The organism is Legionella steelei, from assembly GCF_001468005.1.
GTDB lineage: Bacteria > Pseudomonadota > Gammaproteobacteria > Legionellales > Legionellaceae > Legionella > Legionella steelei.
The window spans coordinates 1-21,132 of record NZ_LNYY01000001.1; the positions used below are offsets into that span (position 1 = coordinate 1).

Genomic DNA, 21,132 nt, shown 5'->3' on the forward strand with positions numbered 1-21,132 from the left:
CATTCAATAACTTATCAGAAAATATGGATTTTCCTTAGCGTACGTTTTCGTACCATTGGACCTCAACCCCCTACTAAAGGTCCATTTTAACATGCTTAGATAAGATTAAGCGTTTATTATTGACTGATTTTGTATCTGACTCATTGAATTCAGTAAGCCCTTTATCAAACTAATCGTATAACAAATCATTATACGATTAGTAATTAACGCATAGATTCCCAATATGCCTATCCAGCACAACAGGATAATTTGTTAACATCTTTATCAAAAGATAATGCAGCAAGTTTTACACCCTCAACTCCGGTCAGATAAGGAAATAATGTATTTGCTAAATCTTTAATGGTAAATTGTGCTTTTAATGCAATAACAATAGTCTGTATTAAGTCACCTGCTTCAGGAGATAAAATATGGGCGCCTAGTAGCTTATCGGTTTTTTTATCAGCAACGAGCTTGATTAACCCTCTTGTGTCTCTAGCCACAAAAAAACGAGGAACATGCTCAAGACCAAGGACACTGACTTTTACTTCATAACCAGCCAATTTGGCACTTGCTTCTGTATAACCAACATCAGCCACTTGTGGATCAGTAAATATTACGGTAGGCATAGTTGAATTGTCATAGCAATGCTGATTACCCTCGAGTGCATTTAATGCAGCTAATTTAGCACCATATGCTGCCATATAAACAAACATATCAACCCCTGTTACATCACCGACAGCATAAATATGATCACGACTGCTTTGCATGTACTGATTCACTCGTATGCCACCATTGTCGGCTAAAATAATGTCTGATTCGTTTAACCCAAAACCTGAAGTATTTGGAGTACGGCCTGTTGCGATAAGGACTTGCTCTGCTTCAATAATGCGGGTATCGCCGTCCTTGTCATGGGTTAGACGAATATAACCATCAATTTCCTCTATTTTCTGATAACCTATGCCCTGACACACATCAATGCCTTCTTGCTGCAGATAATGCGTAAGAGCCATACTTATTTCTGGTTCACTAGTTGGAACAAGACGAGAGCGGCAACAAATGGTGACTTTAGTGCCTGCACGTGCAAACATCTGCCCTAATTCAACGCCAACGACCCCGCCACCAATCACTAATAATGATTTAGGTTGATTGTGTAAATCCAATGCTGTTGTACTTGTTAGATAAGGAATTTGATGTATACCATCGATAGGAGGTATGGATGCTGAAGCTCCAGTCGCAATGATAACCGATGTGGGGGTATAGAGCTGATTACCTACCATTACACCATGATTCACAATGCGCGCCTGCTCTTTTACATAATTAATATTTTTATAAGCTTGCAATACATCAACATACTTGGTTACCCTTAGTGTATCCACCAGTGCTTGTTTTTGTTGAATTAATTCATACCAGTTACTGAGTTTGCCACTTGCTTCAATGCCATCAAAACGCGAGGCCTGATTCGCTTGATGTATTGTTTCTGTTGCCCTAATCATGTTTTTTGAAGGGACGCAACCTACATTAACACAGGTTCCGCCAAGGATGCCATTATCAACCATAAGGACATGTGCACCTTCTTCTGCTGCTGTAATTGCAGCGGAAAACCCAGCCGATCCAGCTCCTATAACCAAAATATCGGGTGATGTATTGGCACTTCCTATTTCATCAGGACAACTGAGGTAATCAGACATATTGTTCTCCATCATTAGGGCTGGTTGTTATTTTTTATCGAAGAGGGGTAGCCAGCATTGGTCGTTGTAGTAATCAATGACTTAATTGTTACTTTAGTTGGATCATAAGTAATTGTGGCTGATTTAGTCTTAACTGATGTTTCAACCTTATATACACCTGGTAGCTTCCCAAGACTTTTTCGCACAGTATATGGACAAGTAGAACAAAACATTCCTGGAATATCAAGAGTCACAATGCTTGTTTTCAGATTACTGCTAACTGTAATTTCCTCAGCTGCTGTGGGTGCTTGCAAACTAGAGGCAAAAGTCGATACATTACCCAATATTACGGTAATTGCTAATACGATAAATGCATTGTTCATAAATATGTCTCCTAATCGTTATAATCGCTCTAAAATAATTGGCGCCAGATAAGGATAAAGCAGCACAAGCCCTATAATGATTAACGCAATCCAGAGCATTATTTTATTGATGCGATCTGAGGCTGACATCGCACAAAAAGTACCTTGTTTGCAATCGGAATGATTGGGTTTGCGATAAACTTTCCAAAATCCAAGTGCAATCAATAGAATAGCACTAGTTAAAAAATAGGGTTTATAGGACTCCATTGCCGTTAAACTACTTATCCAAGCTCCACTTATACCCAAACTAAACAATATTAAAGGCGCAATGCAACACAAAGTCGAAGCAATCGCCGCAGCGGTTCCCGAGAGCAATATCCATTTAATACTATTACGCTTTACATACTTTGCTTCATTCATCATGTATCTCCAGGCTATATAGTGAGACAAATAAAAAGCCGTTATTCTCCTTTTGAATCAATCATATCTAATAAAGGACATTCATTAGCCAACACATTGTTTCCACTAGCATTACAAGCCATTATTAAATCTTTGAGAGCTTTTTTAACAGTCCTAAGTTCCTTTTCTTTTTCTTCAATCAGGGCAATTTTTGCTTCGGCCTGTTTTCTCACATCAGAACACTTGGCTGTATCTGACAAACGAAGATCTAATAATTCCTTGATTTCTTTTAAAGTAAAATCAAGACGCTGTACTTGTCGAATAAACTTCAGTCGCTCCAAACTAGTCTCGCTATAAAGCCGGTATCCAGCTTTTGTTCGTCCCACCGGTAATAATATGCCGAGCACCTCATAATAGCGTATTGTATCTATGCCTACACCGCCATTTTTAGCTAGTTCACCAATGCTTAGCGAAACCATAACTCTCTCCATATAAATAGTCTAGACTCTAGAGTATACCCAAGGGTCAAGGGAATCATGATAGTATTTTGAAATAATATAATTATGCGATCAGACCAATGATGATAGATCAAAACAAAACTCGCACGGAGATTATGATTTCAGAAGGTTATAAGGTGAAAATGACAGGAATTATTCGTTAGATAATATTATGGTTTAGAGGCGAAATTGTAGTAAATTAAAGCAAAGTCGTATTTCCAGTTCGCATTAGTACTGAGTCTGTAATTTAAGCCGAAATTGGATGAAGTTTTAAAGAGAGACGCTTTACTTTTTGAAAATAAAGCGATACTTAATTCAGATAAACTAACTGCTGGGCAGCTCTTAGCCTCATATCGGTCTTAATACTTATGTCAAAAAACGAGAATTACGACAACCGGCTGTCTTAACCAACAATACTTAATTGTATGAGTAGGTTAGCATTATGAGTTCATTAGTTTAGGAATTAAGCGCACATAGAACAGTTCACTTATCAACTCCACAAGTGTCTGAGTGACAATGATTGCCGGCAGTATAGGAACAGCGCCTGGTATCGCAAAAGCAAGCGGTAGGACAACAAGAGAGTTGCGAGTACTTGCGCTGAATGCTACAGATCGGCTGGAAGGCACATCCAAGCGGAAGATTCGAGCGATAAACCATCCAGCCCAGGGAGCAATAATAGCAAAGGCAATGTAGATTGGAACTACTTTTAAAACTGAGTCTGCCTCAAGACCGAGCTGCGGTACCACCGACGTAATGACCACGAATAACACAAGAGCTGTCGCTGGTACGGGCAGCAATCCAAGTGCTATTAAAACCCGTTTGCCCATCGATTTTCGATTAGCCCACGCTTGTGTAAGTGCTGCGAGCACAAGCGGAATAGCAATTATCCATATAAAGGCTTCGACAAATGGGCCAGGTTGAACCAAGTGAGCAGCGCTTTCCTCAAGGAATAGTCCAAGATAGATAGGTAGAAGCAGCATCTGTAAGATAAGAAGCGCAGGTGTCGCCACCAAAAGTAGTCGAGCATCGGCGCGTCCAATATGCGCAAAAGTTACGACATAATCAATACACGGAGTGAGCAAAACTAATAGCACACCAAGTCGTACCATTGGATCGATGGGAAGAAATTGGACTAACGCCACTACAATTAACGGGACCACCATGAAGTTCACTAGAAATAGAACCATGAGGAAACGAAACTTCACTAATGCTTGCTTAAAGTCAGCAAGCGGCACTTGTAGAAACGTTACAAACAGCATCAGAGCTAATGCAAGGTTTACACTGCTCGCAAAAACTTTCGTGGCCGGCACGAGCAAAGCAATTATGATTGCTACAATAACTGTAGAAAAATAAATTATGATTTGCTTAGCCTCTAGTAATTCTCTTATTGATTGCATGTTCATTTTTGCCTTTAATCACGTTACGAGTAAATCCGAGAGATTTGAAAGTAAACCAGTTTAATCAATCCTACCCCGTATGATTTGCTTTATAAAACCAGTGTTGGCGCAACCACAATGCAATATTTACTAGTAAAATAAGAATCGGCACCTCAACAAGTGGGCCAATCACAGTTGTAAAAGCAATGGCGGAGTTAAGCCCAAAGGTGGCAATTGCAACAGCAATAGCCAATTCAAAATTATTACTGGCAGCAGTAAATGAAGCTGCTGTTGTTTTTTGATAGTTAGCCCCGATGAGCTTCCCCATCGCAAAACTGACAAAAAACATCACAACAAAATAAACAGCTAAAGGAAATGCAATTCGAATTACATCTAATGGAAGTTGCAATACCATCGCGCCTTTCAAAGAAAACATCGCCAGTATAGTAAACAATAGGGCTATTAGAGTAATGGGAGAAATTTTTGGTAAAAAATTAGTTTCATACCACATTATCCCTTTTCTCTTTATCAGTATAAAGCGAGTCAGAAATCCTGATAAAAAAGGAATTCCAAGATAAATGAAGACGCTTTCAGCAACAGTCATAAAATCGATATGAACCATTTGTCCCGTCATGCCAACAAGGGGTGGCAAAACGGTTAGAAAAAACCAGACATAGACACTAAAGAAAAGTAGCTGAAATATACTGTTAAACGCCACTAAAGCCGCAACATATTGATTATCGCCTTCAGCCAGCTGATTCCAGACAATTACCATGGCAATACATCGAGCCAAACCAATGAGAATGAGTCCAGTCATGTATTCGGGATATCCATGTAAGAATAAAACAGCAAGACCAAACATGAGAAATGGCCCGATAAGCCAGTTTTGAATTAAGGACAACAATAGAATTCGCCAATCTTTAAAGACCAGCGGTAATTCTTCATATTTTACCCGAGCCAGGGGTGGGTACATCATTAAAATCAAGCCAAGCGCAATAGGAATATTGGTGGAACCAATCGATAGGGAATTTAAAAATTGTGGCATGTCGGTTAAAATAGATCCGATAACAACGCCTAAACCCATAATCAGGAAAATCCATAACGTTAAATATCTATCTAAAAAAGAAAGGCGACGAGTGCTGCACGTGCTCATGACAACAGCTCCTTTTTTATTTGTTGTTTTAGTTGATTAAATACCGCTTCAAATGCTGTATTTATTTTCATCTTAGATCCTTCTGCTTTAGCAGGATCAGGAATACTCCAATGGAGTTTTTTTGGTTGACCAGGGAAAATAGGACAGCTTTCACTAGCTGCCTGGTCACAGACAGTAATGACTAAATCAATAGATTCTGAATTAAATTCATTCCAGGATTTACTGCGAGGTGTATTCGGTTTGATACCATGACGAGCAAGAGTTTCTATCGCTTTCGGATGTACGTTTCCAGTCGGGATGCTGCCTGCGCTAAAAGCCAGATAGCGGCCATTCGAGTAATAATTAGTTATTGCCTCAGCCATAATGGACCGACAAGAGTTACCTGTACAAAGAAATAATAATTTAATTGGCTCAGTACGTATCAATCACAACATCCGGTTGATTTTGATTGTACATCACAGCAAGAGGTTGATGTTTTTTTGGTGGACATTGAACACGAGCCTTCAGTTGTATTATCTCCAGAAAAAAATTGAGCATCCTCCATGGTATGATAGGCTTCCCATGCAATTCCGTTAGGGTCACTCACCCATGATTTTTGTGATTTGGCATAGCAACAGGTTGTTTCACCATCGCTATGGGTTGAAATATTAGCCTCTGAAAATTGGTTTCTCAGTGCATCTAATTCAGTGGCATCATCCACTTGAATTCCCAAGTGTTCCACGCCATGTTTTCCAGCACGAGTTGAAATGGCAAAATTAATACGCGGATCTTCCAGCATCCATTTGGCATAATCGGACTTAACTTTTACGGGATCTGCTCCAAATAGAGCATTGTAAAAACGGATACTATCAGCAAGGTTGTCAACATCAATATGAATATGAAAACGTTTCATGACTTACTCCTTTTAGAATTACAGCAATCATTTAATTTTATAACCAGACAATCGTCTGTCCCAGGTTGTTGAATTTGAACTTGTTGTTTACTGCAACAATCCTGAACCATGAAGGCGATAAAATCGCGCATTAACACAAAATTTGCAGAATAAAATACATAACGCCCTTGGCGATAGGACGTGACAATTCCGGCATTAGACAAATGGCTTAAGTGAAATGATAGGGTATTTTGTAAAATACCCAACTCATCCCCAATTGCACCAGCGGATAATCCGTTTGGCCCTGCTTGAACAAGTAGCCGAAACACTTGCAAGCGAGTTTCTTGAGAAAGGGCGTCAAATATTTTTAGTGAGTTTTTTATATCCATACTTCTAGAATAGTAGAAATATTTAATTTAGTCAATCTGCCATTTAAAGTCTGTCATTTAAAGTTTAAATTTTCCTGCCAAATAAAGATAAAACTTACAGGTTATCGAAGGAGTCTCTCTTGACGCTTTCGTATTTAGGTCTTAAAATCGATTAAATTATGATATTTTAAGACCTTAAAGGAAAAAATGGCAAAAGAAGGCAAGGCTCGGGTACTCACCGAGAGCGAATTTAAACGATTGCTCATTATGGCCAAAGACAGTCCATTTGCGCTGCGCAATGTCGCCATCATTTATTGCTCCTTTGGATTAGGTCTACGCGTCAAGGAAATTGCTGCCCTTAAAATCAGTGATGTATTCGATCATCACCTTAAAGTCATGGATGAAATTAATTTGTTACGCTCAATGACCAAAGGGGAGAAACAACGACATGCCTATGTGACGAATAAAAAAGTTGCCGCGGCGCTGCAAGACCATGTAGATGAGTTACAAATGCAAGAAAAAGAAGTACTCAATAAAAAAGGGTATCTTTTTAAAACCCAACGGGGCAATCGCTTTCAACCCGACGTGTTACAAAAATGGTTTCGCAAGCTTTATGACAAAACAGGATTGGTTGGTGCCAGCTCGCACTCCGGTCGACGCACCTTCATTACGCGTTTGATTGAACAAGGAGCCGACATTAAAGCGGTGTCTCGCCTTGCGGGTCATGCCAATATTTCCACGACCTCAGAATACGTGGAAGATAATCCAACCCGCTTAAAACGCATCGCCAGCCTTGGCTCTTTTTGATGCAGATGCCTTGGTTCACCTCTCCGTCTTTTCTGCATCTGATTCATTTTTACCCTATTGAAGTCTATCATGATGCACGTTTTGAAAAAGATACTCGCTATTATGTGATTCGTTTAAGCAAAGATTTATTAGAAGACTGGGTGATTACCTTAATCAATGGCCGCATTAAATCCAAACTAGGACAAAGCCGTACTCTCGCTTTTGCTAATTTTAACGAGGCTTTTGATTACTTTTTCCTACTAACCAAAGTGCGTCACCAACGCGGTTATCAGCTTAAAACATTTACCTGCGACAATCCCCTACTGTTGCACCTGCTGCCTTTTTCGGTGCTTACTGAGAACAACAAGAAGTTAGCAGATGCCAAAACGGTTAAAAATGAAAATCGACGCACGATGCAAAGCCCTGCTTCACTGGAAATCAGCAACTTATCCCAGGTAGCTTATCAGCAAATGGGCTTTTCATTTTAGCAACAACCAAGCCATATCTGTAAATAAGGCGATACTTCATAGTTATAGGCTGGTCTAAAAGTATAATATATATGCAGAACCCTATTAAACCGTATTTTACGCGATTTTGGCGATGATTGATTTCAGACTAACTTTACCATTAGCCTGGAGTTAATTATCGAATACAAGGAAAATTTAAAGGTCGATTTTTTTTAGTTGTTCCGAAAAAATAAAAATTGGATTACTCTGTAAAAAGAATCGATACCAAATATCATTTTCGATATGATATTTAGATATTTGCATAAGTTTCAGAGCCAGCGTTAGACGTACATATCCAAACTTCCAATCAATTATTTTTCATTAGCCTTATTAGAAATCGCTGACGAGCAAATTCAATAGATTGATGTAGCTTTTTTTCCAATTCTGCTTTGGGTGGTAATGTTGTAATATTATACTCAGCAACATGAATACCACTCTTATCCAACTCTAGTAGTTCGATTTGCTCGTACGTTTTTCCACTACATAATATGATACCTAGAGGTGGATTTTCACCTGGTTCTTGTTCATATTTTGCTAGCCAACGTAGATAAAGTTCCATTTGTCCTTTATAGGCTGCGTCGAATTCTGCGAAGATGCCTATTGTAAAATAGCAGATCAATATAGTAATCACGATTGTCTATTTGTATGCGTTTTTGTCTGACAATAAAGCTGAATCCAGAGCCTAATTCCAATAAAAAATGTTCGATCTTACATAAAAATGGCATCTTCCAAGTTTTTTTCAAGGTATCGATCTTTCATACCCAGAAAAGCAAGAATGTATGGATCTTTCAAGATTAGATCAGCTGATCTGTATCAGAATCACGCAAGACCTCAATTCCATGACGTATTAATTCTTCTGGTTTTTTGGAAAGTGCTGTGCGCTCAAATAACATGGATTGGATCTGTTTTTCTAATGTACGGGTACTCCATCGCCCAATGCGACACATTTCAGCGGATCTTTGATTGGAATTAATGACCTGAAGTGAGTCCAACTCAATTCTCGTCGCAGTACAGCGATAATCTTCTCATCAAGAAACATTTATGCAAAAACCCCAATTAGGAAATACTAATATCTTTTTAATAGTATGAATAAGAATCGGATTTTTTTGCTCAATTTACTCATTATGATCAGTATAATATAAGACTCATCTTACTCAGCAGGATATCTACATGTATTGCCCGCCATTAATATCAAGATTGGCTCCCGTGATAAACCCTGATTCAGCGGAAGACAAAAAAGCCACGGCATTGGCAATCTCTTGCGGCTTGCCTAAACGGCCTACTGGGATGTGAGCGATAATTGACTTTAATATATCTTCTCTCATGGCAGAAAGCATTGGCGTTTCAATGTAACCAGGCGAGATGGTATTCACAGTAATTCCTTTGCTTGCTACTTCCTGGGCTAAGCTCTTGCTAAAACCAAATAAAGCGGCTTTGGTAGCGGCGTAATTGCATTGACCAAATTGACCCTTGCGACCATTAATGGAAGAGATACTAATAATCCGCCCAGAGCCTTGATCAAGCATGGCAGGCAACACATTACGGGTCATATTAAAGACGCTGGTCAAATTAGCATCAATAACCTGCTGCCATTGCACCGAGGTCATTTTCTTTAGCGTCGTATCACAAGTAATGCCCGCATTATTTACCAATACATCGATACGTCCATAGCGCTCCATCAATAAATCAGTGAGTTTCTCACAATCAGCAAATTGAGTGGTATCACCGTAGAGAATATCTACATCAAAACCGGCTTCTTTCTGAGTGTCTTTCCATCGTTTTGCTTCGTCATGTTTGCCGTCCTTAAAATAACACGCAATGACTTGATAATCAGCTGCAAGACGTTGACATATTGCAGAACCTATCCCACCCGTACCTCCTGTTACAACTGCGGTCATTCGTTCCATAAACGACTCCTTCGTTTTGAATGTTTATTAATGTTTTTTGGATAAAAAAATAAATGAATCGTTAGATAACCTCAACTTCTTCCGCCTGTGGGCCTTTTTGTCCTTTGCCAATTTTAAATACAACACGGGCTCCTTCAGAAAGGTTTTTAAAGCCACTCCCTTGAATGGAACTGAAATGAACAAAATAATCTTTGCCACTACTCGCAATAAAGCCAAATCCTTTGTCTTTATTAAACCATTTCACCTTTCCACGTATTTTATCGGCCATATCGGTTATCCTAATGATAAGAAAATATAGTGTAGCACTTTTTTACCCTGTTGCCATATTAGTGCATCATTGTGGCAATACTTGAATAATGACTCTCTATTTGAGCATTTTAGGGTTGATTGTAATACACTTAAAAGAAAGGATTAAGCTGGCTTACTTTTAGGATCATCATATGGGTACAGTACAGGGCAAACATCTATTGTGGCGCGGATGAAATTGCCCATCAATCTGGCGATAATATAGAGTAATTATACATATGGATGCTCGCTTATGTTGAGAAAACCTCTGGGGGAAATTCATGGTGAAATCATAGATAATATAACGCATCAAGTGGTTAGGCAGTTTAAAAAACAATCGATAGAATAAAGAGTATTACTATGCGAATCCTCGGGACATTTAAAGTGATTATTGCTTTAGTTACATTAGTTAGTTCAATGCTTCTGTTTAGCTCTTGTGCCTCATCAACAGCAGCTGGCAGTTCACAAAATACCTCACAGACTGACAAAATTGGTTATGGAGGGCACTATGAATAGGCAAAAAGAAAAGTGTATTTGTTAATGAAAAAATATCCAGATTGAATCAACAATATTCCTGCATGATCATCATACGCAAAGAAAATCATGCTCACATACGTTAGAAATATAGTATGGTGTTAACCTTGTTCCAAATCATTTAAGCGCATTTGCGCATTAGCATTTCCTTGCTGAGCCGCTTTCCGAAGCCACTTCATTGACTCCGCATCATCTTTAGGAACACCTACCCCATCATGGTATACGGCCGCAAGGGCAAACTGTGCTTCGGGAAGTCCCTGTTCTGCTGCCATACGAAAATACTGAACTGCTTTAGAATTATCTTGAAGAGCTCCTTTGCCAGTGACGTATTTCACACCAAGATTGTATTGGGCAATGGAATCCCCTTGTTCAGCTGCTTTGTTAAACCACTTAACCGCATCAACATCACTTTGCTGAATACCTCGTCCGGTAGAGAGCATAATCGCAACGCTCCGTTGAGCCAAAACATTTCCTTGTTCAGCCGCTTTACTAAACCATTTCACTGCTTTCGCATCATTTTGCTCAATCCCTAAGCCTTCAGTATACCGTGTGCCTAAGTTAAATTGAGCCAAGGCCAACCCTTGTTGTGCTGCTTTATCAATCCATTGAGTTGCTTCAATGTCATTTCGCTGTACCCCTTTACCCTCTGCATACATGAAGCCAAGATGAAGTTGAGCCATTTTCTCTCCTTGCTCCGCTGCTTTATGAAACCATTCGAAGGCCTTGGTATCATTTTGTTGCCCCCCTTTTCCGTCAACATACAATGCAGCGAGGTTAAGCTGAGCAAAGGGATCCCCTTGGTTAGCCGCTTTGTTAAACCAATTAAAGGCTTCAGTATAATTTCGCTTTATCCCCTTACCCGTGCCATACATGAGACCTAGATTGCGTTGTGCCATCGGTAATCCTTGATGTGCGGCTTTACGAAACCACTTTACTGCGTCGCTTTCATTTTTTGATATGCCTTTTCCAATAACACACATCACACCAAGATTGTACTGAGCTATGACATCACCTTGTTCCGCTGCTTTACGAAAATATTGAGCGGCTTCACGATCATTTTGCGGAACTCCCTTGCCAAATGCGTACATAATGCCAAGGTTACGCTGCGCCACGGGTAAACCATGCTCGGCTGCTTGACGAAAACGCTTCACGGCCTCCTCGTCATTTTGCGGCACATTACTACCCACAGCATAAGCTACACCACGATCATTTAAAATTGAAAAATGATCATCTGAAGCCAAATCATCGGCAATAGGGTGTTGGGATGCAGTACTTGTTTCCGCATAAGTATTCGCTGGGAGAATTGATGTCATTAGTAATAAAACCAAATAAAAATAATGGGTTCGCATTTCATCTTGGCTCTTCTCATTAAGAGCATAAATTATATAATAAGTAGGGAAAAATTGCTCTACTCACCTGCTGAATTTTATCAAAACACACAGTAAACCATCTGTCTCATTGCATCACAGTTAAACGATGAGTTACTTCAATGTGAGTAACAAATTATCTCATTGCCAACGCCAATAGTCTCAATTGGTTTCTATAATGACGGGCTTTTCATAAACCGAATGAGTGATGGTATTTAATCGTTTGATTGTGGATAGTACGTGAGAAGGGCATCGATAGGCACTTCCTTCAATGGAATGTATTTCAATATCTGTATGCCGATTCGGACTCAACGTGTAGTATCTTTTAACCAAGGTTTGATGTTTTTCAAACACAACGACATTGGCATTGAATTTTTCCCCTTCATTTTTAAGAAAATTGACATCATCTTTTTTGAGATTTTTTTCCAATCCCCAGGTAAACTGAAGCTTCATACCATGCACGTCCTTACCCGATATTTTTCCCAGCAACTTACAATTTTTTGCAATTTGTGTGTTTTGACCGTAGATAATCGTAATGTTTTTCGCATCAGGTTCCAGAGGCCTTGGCATGCAACCCACCAGAATACTTAGTGCAAAAACAATCATTGAAAAAATAATTTGATTCATCAGTAATCCTTTATAAAGCCCAACCCAAATTCGCCACAAGTAAATAAGAGTCTTTTGTTTGATTCCCGTATAAATTTTGGGTAACAGGCAGTCCAACACCTAATTGAACAATTAGTTTTTTTGAAGAAACCCATAGCGAAGGCGTTACGTAGACTACATTTCCCCCTGAATTAAAATCGATACCTCCATTGATTTTATTTCGTTGTGAATATTGTCCATCCCTTAATGTTAATAAGGTGTCTTCCGAAACCACCCTGATAAAGAAATTGATTTCCAAACTTTGTGTCATTATGCCTTGTGGTTAATACTACCCCAGGTGATGCAAATGCGAACCAATCTACATACATACGAGATAGTGTACTCCCTATAAAAAAACTTGGCGACCCAAAACCCGTTGGCGGTTGCTTTTGAGCAGAGCCCGTAGGGAGTGTAAGATTTATCACAAAGGTTGCTTGCTCTACAAAAGAAGATGTTTTTTTGGTATAGAAAGCATCTTCAAGTTGCAGAAAGGCATCTTCAAATCCTGTAGATTTTTTTTCATTCTGCACATAACTCGCAGCCATCGGTGCATTAATAAAAATCGATAAATCATCGGTAATACCATACAAAATACTGGGCATCACGTCGACAAAATGTTTTTCTACTCCGGCAAAATCATCGGCAAATAGAAATAACAATGTCTCATTTTTTTCAATAATATTTTGGCCAAAGCTGACCAAGGGACCTGGTTGTTGCGATAAAGGCAATACAAAATTTCCAATCTTTGGTGGTTCATTGTCGGACTTTGTTTCTTTTTGAACTAAATGAGTACTGGCTCCATAAATAAATGACGAAAGGAACAAAGCCATTGTGAAAACCAATAATTTCATAAACCCATCCTAGGAGAAGTCCATAGCTTGGGAATAAATGCAGGCGTTATTTTCGCATACTGTGTGTATTCTTCCCCAAACTCCCTAAAAGTTTCCTGTTCTTCTTGATGCGCCAGTTTCACATACATCGTGACCAGGATAGGAAACATAATTAAGGTCAGAATGGTCGGCCATTGCACTAAAAAACCGACCATCACGAGGATAAAACCATCATATTGCGGATGGCGAATTTTAGCATAAAGTCCTGTTGTGGCTAATTGTTGTTTTTTCTGGGCGCGATAAAGAGTACCCCATGCTGAAGCAATTATCCAAAGACCACCAAGGATGAACACAAAACTTAAGATATGAAATACATCAAAGTGTGGATCCCCTTTCAAGCCGAAAAGAGTATGGAGTAAATGGCCGCTATCATGACCATATAAATTAATTCCAGGGTAATACCTGGTAAGCCATCCCGACAGCAAATAAATGGTTAAAGGAAAGCCATACATTTCGGTAAAATAAGCCACAACAAAGGCAGAAAAAGCCCCAAATGTGCGCCAATCACGCCCTGTTTTAAATTGGGTAAAGCTGTAAGCAAATAAAATGAAAATCGCCGAATTGACAATGACCAATAACCAGAAACCATAGGCATAAGAAGTATGTTCCATCATTATTACTCCTTGTTTTCGGAGGAATGATTATCCTCATCATCAGACTTTTGATGAGGAGGCTTGTCTCCATGCCCACCATGTCCTTTATGCATGAACAGATGCATTAGTGGGCAGAGTAAGATGATCAGCAAAAAAGGTGAGGCACCTAGAAAACTGGCAATATGAGCCCCATGCTCCGTAATGAGATAATATCCGATAATGACAATAATGATTAGCGCAATCACTCCAGGAGGAGTGCGCCAAAAGTGTTGCTCTTCTTGGGGCTTTTGTTGTGGGTGATGCTGATGTTCCGATGACATGATGTTCACTCCCTTATTGAATTAGTCTTTAATATTATAGCCGCCATCCACATAGATAATTTGGCCGGTAATGGCTCGGGATTGATTGGATACAAGAAAAGCAGTGGCCTCACCAATCGCATCTATAGTGACCAGCTGATGCAGAGGGGCTTCTTGGGCGGCTTTTTCCATCAAATTATCAAAATCTGCCAATCCTGATGCCGCACGCGTATTGATTGGGCCTGGGGATATGGCATTGACTCTAATTTGTTTACTGCCAAGTTCCATGGCCAGATAGCGTACCGTTGTCTCTAGCGCTGCTTTGACTGGGCCCATGAGATTGTAGTTTTTTACCACTTTGTCAGCACCATAATAACTCATGGTGATTATTGAGCCCCCATGAGTCATCAGCGGTTCAGCGGCCTTTACCAAGCGGATGAACGAATGACACGAGATGTCCATGGCAATCCCAAAGCCATCGCGTGAACAATCCACGACACGACCTTGTAAATCAGCCTTAGGCGCAAAAGCAATGGCATGAATCATAAAATCCAGAGTTCCCCAGTTAGTTTTGATGCGCTGAAACAAGGCTTCCAATTGTGAATCATCGGTGACATCAAGGGGCATAAAGATTGGACAAGGAAGTCTATTCACTAAGGGCTGCACGTAATGTTTTGTTTGCTCATTCTGATAGGTTATGGCCAATTCAGCGCCTGCTTCAGACAACACTTTAGCACATCCCCAAGCGATGGAATGTTCGTTCGCCACCCCAACAATCAATCCTTTTAAATGAGTAGTCATCGGTTGTGTTCCTTATTGCTTTCGAGAAGAGATAGGGTATGCATCGCCATAATCCATTCTTCATTCGCCGGGATGATGCGCATTTCAAATGGCTTAAGAAAGGCTAGATGGTGTAACACCTTATCACGCACAAAGACTGAGTTTTCACCAATCCCGCCAGTAAACACAATGCCATCAACACCACCCAATGCCACCGCCATCATCCCCATCAGTTGGGCAGTTCGCATACAAAAATAATCAAGTGCAAATCGTGCCTCAGGCTCGCTACTGTCTTGCAACAGACGGACATCCTGCGTCCAGTGCGATAACCCAAGAAGCCCTGATTTATGATAAAGAAGAGATTCTGTTTCCTGAAGCGATAGATGAAGCTCACGCAGCATATAAATCACCGCACCTGGGTCAAGACTGCCACAACGGGTGCCCATCGGTACGCCATCAAGGGCAGTCATGCCCATAGTCGTATCCACACTGATGCCATGATGCATAGCACAGAGACTTGCACCATTGCCAAGATGGGCTGCGATAATTCGCCCACGTGCTAATTTGGGTTCATTTTGCTGTAAGGTATGAGCAATCCATTCATATGAAAGACCATGAAAACCATAACGACGTATACCTTGGTCACGCAGGATTTGTGGTAAGGCATATTCTGTAAACAAAGGCTCGTGATGGGCATGAAATGCTGTATCAAAACACGCGATTTGCATGATATCTGGCCTAAGTTCGCTAATCATTTTAATTGCCGCAAGGTTATGCGGTTGATGCAAAGGAGCTAAGGGACATAATGCCTCCAGTTGGATCATCACGTCCGGGGTGATGCGCACACTGCTAGTGAAGTAAGTACCACCATGAACCACTCGATGAGCCACCGTACTCACATGCCAGCGTTGATTTTGCGCTTCCATCCAGTGCAGAATAAAACGCAAGGCACTTTCAGGCGTAGCGTCAGTAGAAAGTGCTGTGGTATCTGCATGATTCTGAGTAGTGTGCCTTTCATGGGTTACTGTAAAGAAGGGTTTGCTCCCTAAATCATACACTTTACCTTGAGCAAGAAGTGGTAGTGCTGGATCCCTAGAAAACACTTGAAATTTGACACTGGATGAGCCTGCATTAATCACTAAAATGCATTCTTTTGATTGCGTCATTTAATCTTCCCTGCCTTGCGTGCCGCGGCCAACTTGACGGCCAAGGCACAAGAGAAGAGCCTGGTTCGTAAGGAATCAGCGCGACTTACTAAAATGATGGGCACGCGCGCGCCTAAAACAATACCGGCAGCATCGGCATGTCCTAAGAACGTGAGCTGCTTTGCCAAAATATTACCCGATTCAATTTCAGGGACGAGCAAAATATCAGCATCCCCTGCAACCGCTGAAACAATGCCCTTATCCTCGGCAGCCTGCTTGCTGATGGCATTATCAAATGCCAGTGGACCATCGAGAATACCATCGGTGATTTGGCCGCGATCCGCCATTTTACACAAGATCGCGGCATCAACGGTCGCCTGCATTTTAGGATTAACCAACTCTACCGCGGCAAGGATAGCGACTTTGGGCTTTTTATCTTCACCGCATAAGACACGCCACAGATTAATCGCGTTTTGACAGATATCGGCCTTCTCACTCGTACTGGGAGCTATATTAATTGCCGCATCCGTAATAATGAGTGGTTTATGATAAGATGGGACATCCATGACATAGGCATGGCTAATCCGATATTGAGTACGCAGGTTGGATGTGGTCGGCACGATGGCGGCTAACAACTCATGGGTGGTCAAAGCACCTTTCATGATGGCATCAACTTCCCCAATTGCTGCTAACTCCACCGCTTTACTGGCTGCAGCATCACTGTGTTCTGTATCAATGAGCTCCCATTGAGTAATGTCAATTTTTGCCTCGGTGGCTGCTGATTTAATTTTTTCTTTTGGGCCAATTAAAACAGGAATCATGAGTTTGGCCTTCACCGCATCAGTCACTGCTTCCAGCACATTGGCCTTTACCGGATGAACCACAGCGGTACGAACCGGTGTCATGCACTGGCACGTTTGAATAATGGCCTGAAACCGGTCATGATTATGAATTTCGACCTGGGGTAGGCTCGCTCTAGGCACTCTTATTTTTTGCGTTGGGGCCAACACCGTAGCCAAGCCTTCGACCACGATTTCGCCACGCTGATTCACACCCTTACAGTCCAAGGTGACGATGGCTTGCTTCGCCCGTTTGTCACGCACCATGAGGGTGATGGTAATCGTATCGCCAATCCGTACTGGTTTCTTAAATTGGACATCTTGCTCGAGATAAATCGTTCCAGGTCCCGGTAAGATGGTTCCAAGCAATGCCGAAATCAGGGAACCCGACCACATACCATGACCCACAATACCATGAAAAATGTCGCTTTGAGCGAATTTGGGATCCATGTGCGCCGGATTCACATCACCGGACATGGCCGCAAAAAGCTCAATGTCCTCTTGAGTGAGTGTCCTGCTGAGACTCGCCTGCTGCCCAAGGGTGAGCTCATCAAAAGTGACATTCTCCAGAAATTCCTTATCCATCATTGTTCCTTTATTTCTGCATCACATAACTGCCAGGAGCTAAAGGCAGCGCGTTATCGATGGCAGGCGGGGAAATCCGCTTGGGGGTATCTTGCCGCACCAGCCAATTATGTAAAGCGTGCCACCAGGAATCTTCTCGCTTTTCTGCTTTATTTAACCAGCGAGAAGGACTTAAATAAGCGTCACCCTTTTTGCGTTCATGAATACGATAATAACATCCGGGACGACCTGGTTCGCTGACAACCCCCGCATTATGCCCACCACTGGTCAAAACAAAAGTGGTATCGCTATTGGTCATCAGATGAATTTTATACACTGATTGCCAAGGCGCCACGTGGTCTTTTTCAGTACCTACCGCAAAAATTGGCAATTGAATGTTTTCAGCAGCAACCGGCTCGCCTTCCACAGTGAAGCGTCCTTCAGCAAAATCATTGTTTAAGAAAAGCTGTTCAAGGTATTCACTATGCATTTTGTAAGGCATACGGGTGGCATCTGCGTTCCACGCGAGCAAATCAATGGTGCCGCGGCGCACCCCGTGCATGTAATCCTGAATCATTTTAGACCAAATCAAATCATAGGCACGCAACATCTGAAAGGAGCCCGCCATTTGTTTGGTATCAAGATAGCCTTGCTCCCACATCATGTTCTTGAGAAAAGCAACTTCACTGTCGGTGACAAAAAGCATCAATTCTCCCGCTTCGGTGAAATCACCTTGCGCAGCAAGTAACGTGAGACTGTTAAGACGATTATCCCCATCGCGTACCATCGCCGCGGCTGTAATCATTGCCAATGTGCCACCTAAACAGTAGCCCATCAGATTAATTTTTGTTTGCGGCAACAAAGCAGAAACCGCATTCATGGCCGCCATTGCCCCTTGTCGGTAATAATCATCCATCCCTAAATCACGATCGTCGCCATTGGGGTTACGCCATGAAATAATAAACACGGTGTGCCCCTGACCAACAAGCCATTTAACCAGTGAATTATTGGGGGATAAATCCAAAATATAATATTTCATAATCCATGCTGGAATTATTAACACCGGCTCTTTAAATACCGTTTTGGTTTGTGGCTCATATTGAATGAGTTCAATTAAATGATTCTGAAAGACCACACGTCCTGGAGTAATCGCTACACCCTTACCGGGTATAAACTCTTCCGCGCCCGCAGGTGGTGCACCGGTTAACCTATCGAGCATGTCCTGAATCGCTAGTTCAGTGCCATGAATCAAATTAAATCCATTGGAATGAATCGTTTCGTAGAACAAATCAGGGTTAGTCCAGACAAAATTAGAAGGAGAACATGCATCAAGGAATTGGCGTGCCCAAAAAGAAACGGTGCGTTCAACCGACTTAGGTAATCCTGGAACCTGGGTTGTGGCACGTCGCCACCAATCTTCAACTTGCAGAAATTGCTCAGCAAACAACCGCCAGGGCATGGCTTGCCAGCTTTCTTTATGAAAGCGAACGTCTTTACCCCCTGCAGCACGGTCCACGCAGAGCACATTATTAATGCAATCATGCGAATGCAAAGCTGGATAAAGTGCTAACTCCAATAAGAGTCCCGGTGACTGTTCCAATTGCACTAGCCAAGAAAAGAAGGCAATCCTCAGAGCTGCTGGGCTCATGCCTGCTGTTGCCTTACCCAGATTTGCCTGAAAAAATTGAGTGAGAAAGCTAAAAAAATGAGCGAGTTCATCTGAATCGCTAACCGAGCAACACGGCATAGAGGCATTTGATGACGTCAGTTCCTTCTGGGAAGTTGGTGTCTCATCGTTGGAACAGCATTTTTTCCTTGGTTCATTCATGTCGTATATCCGTCCTTGGTATAATTATGAATCAGGATTGTAGCCTGGGTGACTCAATTGGTTCCAGCGATTCGCTTCTAATTTCTGCTCACTAAAACAAAAAAACGTTTTCGCAAATTCAATGAATCCATTAGAATCATAGCATAATCATGATGCAATAAATTCTTCTGGACCCTTCTCCTTAGTATTTATATTTAATTTATGTCGTAAATTTACGTAACGCAATATTGCGACTCGCAAATTTACGAGTTATGACGAATTAAAAAAATAAGGCTGTTGATTTGACTTAGAGCCTTTGTGATTGCCTCGATTTATTATCCAGTAATTAAAGTGGCGTAACGCTGAAGTTGTAATGATTTGTATTTTATGTGAACCTAAAAATCCCCTCTAAAGCAAAAGACTGTTGATTGTGACTTGTTGTAATATCGTTTTTATTCAGAAAAGAACTGACGTTAGAAAAATCGCGTCGAGTTTCTGCACGAAACTCAAGATTTTTAATAGGAAAATAGCTCAATGTTACAGTGAGCTCATCCCAAGTTTGAGCGACTCCCGTGCGATAACCATTCCTATCAGAAAAAATTTCTCCTCGTAAGGAGGTTCGCCATTTCTGATTCAATTGATAATTCAGATATCCAGCAATGCCTTGCCAGACTGCTTCTGCTATAGTGCCATTTGGAAGCGCGGCTTTCGTTTGTAGCGCACCATCATAGTTAATTACAAAACTTAACTGTTCCGTGATTGTGAGCGTGGCAATCAAATCAATCAGAGAGCGCTGCCCTGTAAGACCGCTTGATGTCCTTTCAGCAACACGCTGTTGACCCGAATAAGCATAAGCTGCTAAAGAAAACTGGGGGTTAAACGTATATGAGGCGCCCAATTCAATGGTTTTCTGACGACTGGTATCACGAATATTGTCCCAACCATTATTGATACCGCCTACCAAGGTGAGTTGATTGTTTGGAATATAGGAAACTCTAAATCCCGTCACGGTAAAAGGTTCTGCATAACCCCAGAGAATAGAACGAGAAAAATTACTATCATTATAAGAAAAGATATTTTCAGCACCTGCTAATTCAATAAAACTTCCTCCCATGAAAGTCAAAGAACCGCTTGCATACTGCATATAAGCTTGTGGCATTGCAAAGGAACGAATATTCCAACCATAGGGTGCAAAAATATTGGGATCACTTCCTGCTACAGGCGTCATTAAACCACCAAACCCTTGTTGCGGTTGATACGCCAAGGTAATACCCACTTGTTGGAGTGTTAATCCATTCGGGTTGATGTCAAAGACGCGATCATAGGTGCCACTAGCAAACTTATTGCTGTTTTGAAGATAATTATAGGATCCATCAGCATAACCCGAGAATTTGAAGTCAGAAGGAGTTTTCGCTGTCGAAGGAGCGTGTTGCAGCTTGGCTAAGGCTATTCCGGGTACTAAAAAAATAAATAGGACTAAAGCCATTCGCTGATGCATAGTGAATCATCCTAG

General features: G+C 41.2%; 24 protein-coding genes and 1 pseudogene. 2 read left to right on the forward strand and 23 right to left on the reverse strand.

Annotated features, from left to right (window positions below; translation table 11 throughout):
• Positions 1 to 227 precede the first annotated feature (227 nt).
• The 9 genes from merA to Lste_RS00045 form a co-directional block, all read right to left on the reverse strand.
• Entirely contained in the window at positions 228 to 1,667 is a 1,440-nt protein-coding gene (merA, locus tag Lste_RS00005; protein ID WP_058509053.1) for a mercury(II) reductase, read from the reverse strand.
• A gap of 14 nt (positions 1,668 to 1,681) precedes the next feature.
• On the reverse strand, positions 1,682 to 2,029 hold the full coding sequence (locus Lste_RS00010) for a cation transporter (RefSeq protein ID WP_058509054.1): 348 nt from the start codon (positions 2,027 to 2,029) through the stop codon (positions 1,682 to 1,684).
• 18 nt (positions 2,030 to 2,047) lie between these two features.
• Positions 2,048 to 2,431 (reverse strand): mercuric transporter MerT family protein, encoded by a 384-nt coding sequence (locus tag Lste_RS00015; protein WP_068310821.1) that lies wholly within the window; start codon positions 2,429 to 2,431, stop codon positions 2,048 to 2,050.
• A 38-nt stretch (positions 2,432 to 2,469) separates the two neighbouring features.
• Positions 2,470 to 2,886 (reverse strand): heavy metal-responsive transcriptional regulator, encoded by a 417-nt coding sequence (locus Lste_RS00020; RefSeq protein WP_058509056.1) that lies wholly within the window; start codon positions 2,884 to 2,886, stop codon positions 2,470 to 2,472.
• Between the two features lie 458 nt (positions 2,887 to 3,344).
• The gene (locus Lste_RS00025; RefSeq protein WP_202814154.1) at positions 3,345 to 4,307 is read right to left on the reverse strand and encodes an arsenic resistance protein; all 963 of its coding nucleotides are present in this window, start codon (positions 4,305 to 4,307) and stop codon (positions 3,345 to 3,347) included.
• 64 nt (positions 4,308 to 4,371) lie between these two features.
• A complete protein-coding gene (arsB, locus tag Lste_RS00030) occupies positions 4,372 to 5,433 on the reverse strand; it encodes an ACR3 family arsenite efflux transporter (protein WP_058509058.1) in 1,062 nt (353 codons plus the stop codon).
• A complete protein-coding gene (locus Lste_RS00035; RefSeq protein WP_265703875.1) occupies positions 5,430 to 5,858 on the reverse strand; it encodes an arsenate reductase ArsC in 429 nt (142 codons plus the stop codon). The genes arsB and Lste_RS00035 overlap by 4 nt, the downstream gene beginning before the upstream one ends.
• Complete coding sequence (locus tag Lste_RS00040) at positions 5,855 to 6,325, reverse strand: ArsI/CadI family heavy metal resistance metalloenzyme (protein WP_058509059.1); 471 nt, start codon at positions 6,323 to 6,325, stop codon at positions 5,855 to 5,857. The genes Lste_RS00035 and Lste_RS00040 overlap by 4 nt, the downstream gene beginning before the upstream one ends.
• On the reverse strand, positions 6,322 to 6,693 hold the full coding sequence (locus Lste_RS00045; RefSeq protein ID WP_058509060.1) for an ArsR/SmtB family transcription factor: 372 nt from the start codon (positions 6,691 to 6,693) through the stop codon (positions 6,322 to 6,324). The genes Lste_RS00040 and Lste_RS00045 overlap by 4 nt, the downstream gene beginning before the upstream one ends.
• Positions 6,694 to 6,879: 186 nt before the next feature.
• Between Lste_RS00045 and Lste_RS00050 the strand changes: the two genes are divergently transcribed.
• Both Lste_RS00050 and Lste_RS00055 read left to right on the forward strand, forming a co-directional pair.
• Entirely contained in the window at positions 6,880 to 7,479 is a 600-nt protein-coding gene (locus Lste_RS00050) for a tyrosine-type recombinase/integrase (protein ID WP_058509061.1), read from the forward strand.
• Positions 7,480 to 7,484: 5 nt separating this feature from the next.
• On the forward strand, positions 7,485 to 7,946 hold the full coding sequence (locus Lste_RS00055) for a hypothetical protein (protein ID WP_157070668.1): 462 nt from the start codon (positions 7,485 to 7,487) through the stop codon (positions 7,944 to 7,946).
• A gap of 325 nt (positions 7,947 to 8,271) precedes the next feature.
• Here the strand turns inward: Lste_RS00055 and Lste_RS19735 are convergent.
• The 14 genes and pseudogenes from Lste_RS19735 to Lste_RS00120 all read right to left on the reverse strand — a co-directional run bounded on the left by Lste_RS19735 (position 8,272) and on the right by Lste_RS00120 (position 21,117).
• Positions 8,272 to 8,689, reverse strand: a pseudogene (locus Lste_RS19735) (PDDEXK nuclease domain-containing protein).
• 69 nt (positions 8,690 to 8,758) lie between these two features.
• A complete protein-coding gene (locus tag Lste_RS19745) occupies positions 8,759 to 8,956 on the reverse strand; it encodes a hypothetical protein (RefSeq protein ID WP_237760389.1) in 198 nt (65 codons plus the stop codon).
• 174 nt (positions 8,957 to 9,130) lie between these two features.
• Entirely contained in the window at positions 9,131 to 9,871 is a 741-nt protein-coding gene (phbB, locus tag Lste_RS00065; RefSeq protein ID WP_058509063.1) for an acetoacetyl-CoA reductase, read from the reverse strand.
• A 61-nt stretch (positions 9,872 to 9,932) separates the two neighbouring features.
• Positions 9,933 to 10,139 (reverse strand): cold-shock protein, encoded by a 207-nt coding sequence (locus Lste_RS00070; protein WP_058509064.1) that lies wholly within the window; start codon positions 10,137 to 10,139, stop codon positions 9,933 to 9,935.
• A 652-nt stretch (positions 10,140 to 10,791) separates the two neighbouring features.
• Positions 10,792 to 12,003, reverse strand: a complete 1,212-nt coding sequence (locus Lste_RS00075) for a tetratricopeptide repeat protein (protein WP_162264114.1) — start codon at positions 12,001 to 12,003, stop codon at positions 10,792 to 10,794.
• 216 nt (positions 12,004 to 12,219) lie between these two features.
• On the reverse strand, positions 12,220 to 12,684 hold the full coding sequence (locus tag Lste_RS00080) for a DUF4156 domain-containing protein (protein WP_058509066.1): 465 nt from the start codon (positions 12,682 to 12,684) through the stop codon (positions 12,220 to 12,222).
• 194 nt (positions 12,685 to 12,878) lie between these two features.
• Positions 12,879 to 13,553, reverse strand: coding sequence for a hypothetical protein (locus tag Lste_RS00085; protein WP_058509067.1), 675 nt, complete (start codon positions 13,551 to 13,553; stop codon positions 12,879 to 12,881).
• The gene (locus Lste_RS00090) at positions 13,550 to 14,203 is read right to left on the reverse strand and encodes a methyltransferase family protein (protein ID WP_058509156.1); all 654 of its coding nucleotides are present in this window, start codon (positions 14,201 to 14,203) and stop codon (positions 13,550 to 13,552) included. Before Lste_RS00090 ends, Lste_RS00085 begins: the two co-directional genes overlap by 4 nt.
• 5 nt (positions 14,204 to 14,208) lie before the next feature.
• Positions 14,209 to 14,505, reverse strand: coding sequence for a DUF2933 domain-containing protein (locus tag Lste_RS00095; RefSeq protein WP_058509068.1), 297 nt, complete (start codon positions 14,503 to 14,505; stop codon positions 14,209 to 14,211).
• Between the two features lie 21 nt (positions 14,506 to 14,526).
• Complete coding sequence (gene fabI, locus Lste_RS00100) at positions 14,527 to 15,285, reverse strand: enoyl-ACP reductase FabI (protein WP_058509069.1); 759 nt, start codon at positions 15,283 to 15,285, stop codon at positions 14,527 to 14,529.
• The gene (locus Lste_RS00105; protein ID WP_058509070.1) at positions 15,282 to 16,430 is read right to left on the reverse strand and encodes an acetate/propionate family kinase; all 1,149 of its coding nucleotides are present in this window, start codon (positions 16,428 to 16,430) and stop codon (positions 15,282 to 15,284) included. Before Lste_RS00105 ends, fabI begins: the two co-directional genes overlap by 4 nt.
• On the reverse strand, positions 16,427 to 17,833 hold the full coding sequence (locus Lste_RS00110) for a bifunctional enoyl-CoA hydratase/phosphate acetyltransferase (RefSeq protein ID WP_058387909.1): 1,407 nt from the start codon (positions 17,831 to 17,833) through the stop codon (positions 16,427 to 16,429). The genes Lste_RS00105 and Lste_RS00110 overlap by 4 nt, the downstream gene beginning before the upstream one ends.
• A gap of 10 nt (positions 17,834 to 17,843) precedes the next feature.
• A complete protein-coding gene (locus tag Lste_RS00115; RefSeq protein ID WP_058509071.1) occupies positions 17,844 to 19,640 on the reverse strand; it encodes a PHA/PHB synthase family protein in 1,797 nt (598 codons plus the stop codon).
• Positions 19,641 to 20,004: 364 nt separating this feature from the next.
• Complete coding sequence (locus tag Lste_RS00120) at positions 20,005 to 21,117, reverse strand: outer membrane beta-barrel protein (protein ID WP_058387911.1); 1,113 nt, start codon at positions 21,115 to 21,117, stop codon at positions 20,005 to 20,007.
• Positions 21,118 to 21,132: the final 15 nt, after the last annotated feature.

What these genes read in the sequence shown, in the direction of transcription:
- Lste_RS00110 (WP_058387909.1), bottom strand. Translation starts at nt 17,833, where the DNA reads ATGGATAAGGAATTTCTGGAGAATGTCACTTTTGATGAGCTCACCCTT.
- Lste_RS00115 (WP_058509071.1), bottom strand. Translation starts at nt 19,640, where the DNA reads ATGAATGAACCAAGGAAAAAATGCTGTTCCAACGATGAGACACCAACT.
- Lste_RS00105 (WP_058509070.1), bottom strand. Translation starts at nt 16,430, where the DNA reads ATGACGCAATCAAAAGAATGCATTTTAGTGATTAATGCAGGCTCATCC.
- Lste_RS00085 (WP_058509067.1), bottom strand. Translation starts at nt 13,553, where the DNA reads ATGAAATTATTGGTTTTCACAATGGCTTTGTTCCTTTCGTCATTTATT.
- Lste_RS00050 (WP_058509061.1), top strand. Translation starts at nt 6,880, where the DNA reads ATGGCAAAAGAAGGCAAGGCTCGGGTACTCACCGAGAGCGAATTTAAA.
- Lste_RS00055 (WP_157070668.1), top strand. Translation starts at nt 7,485, where the DNA reads ATGCCTTGGTTCACCTCTCCGTCTTTTCTGCATCTGATTCATTTTTAC.
- Lste_RS00090 (WP_058509156.1), bottom strand. Translation starts at nt 14,203, where the DNA reads ATGGAACATACTTCTTATGCCTATGGTTTCTGGTTATTGGTCATTGTC.
- arsB (WP_058509058.1), bottom strand. Translation starts at nt 5,433, where the DNA reads ATGAGCACGTGCAGCACTCGTCGCCTTTCTTTTTTAGATAGATATTTA.
- Lste_RS00020 (WP_058509056.1), bottom strand. Translation starts at nt 2,886, where the DNA reads ATGGTTTCGCTAAGCATTGGTGAACTAGCTAAAAATGGCGGTGTAGGC.
- Lste_RS00010 (WP_058509054.1), bottom strand. Translation starts at nt 2,029, where the DNA reads ATGAACAATGCATTTATCGTATTAGCAATTACCGTAATATTGGGTAAT.
- Lste_RS00025 (WP_202814154.1), bottom strand. Translation starts at nt 4,307, where the DNA reads ATGAACATGCAATCAATAAGAGAATTACTAGAGGCTAAGCAAATCATA.
- Lste_RS00095 (WP_058509068.1), bottom strand. Translation starts at nt 14,505, where the DNA reads ATGTCATCGGAACATCAGCATCACCCACAACAAAAGCCCCAAGAAGAG.
- Lste_RS00075 (WP_162264114.1), bottom strand. Translation starts at nt 12,003, where the DNA reads ATGACATCAATTCTCCCAGCGAATACTTATGCGGAAACAAGTACTGCA.
- Lste_RS00045 (WP_058509060.1), bottom strand. Translation starts at nt 6,693, where the DNA reads ATGGATATAAAAAACTCACTAAAAATATTTGACGCCCTTTCTCAAGAA.
- Lste_RS00070 (WP_058509064.1), bottom strand. Translation starts at nt 10,139, where the DNA reads ATGGCCGATAAAATACGTGGAAAGGTGAAATGGTTTAATAAAGACAAA.
- Lste_RS00080 (WP_058509066.1), bottom strand. Translation starts at nt 12,684, where the DNA reads ATGAATCAAATTATTTTTTCAATGATTGTTTTTGCACTAAGTATTCTG.
- fabI (WP_058509069.1), bottom strand. Translation starts at nt 15,285, where the DNA reads ATGACTACTCATTTAAAAGGATTGATTGTTGGGGTGGCGAACGAACAT.
- Lste_RS00015 (WP_068310821.1), bottom strand. Translation starts at nt 2,431, where the DNA reads ATGATGAATGAAGCAAAGTATGTAAAGCGTAATAGTATTAAATGGATA.
- Lste_RS00120 (WP_058387911.1), bottom strand. Translation starts at nt 21,117, where the DNA reads ATGCATCAGCGAATGGCTTTAGTCCTATTTATTTTTTTAGTACCCGGA.
- Lste_RS00040 (WP_058509059.1), bottom strand. Translation starts at nt 6,325, where the DNA reads ATGAAACGTTTTCATATTCATATTGATGTTGACAACCTTGCTGATAGT.
- phbB (WP_058509063.1), bottom strand. Translation starts at nt 9,871, where the DNA reads ATGGAACGAATGACCGCAGTTGTAACAGGAGGTACGGGTGGGATAGGT.
- merA (WP_058509053.1), bottom strand. Translation starts at nt 1,667, where the DNA reads ATGTCTGATTACCTCAGTTGTCCTGATGAAATAGGAAGTGCCAATACA.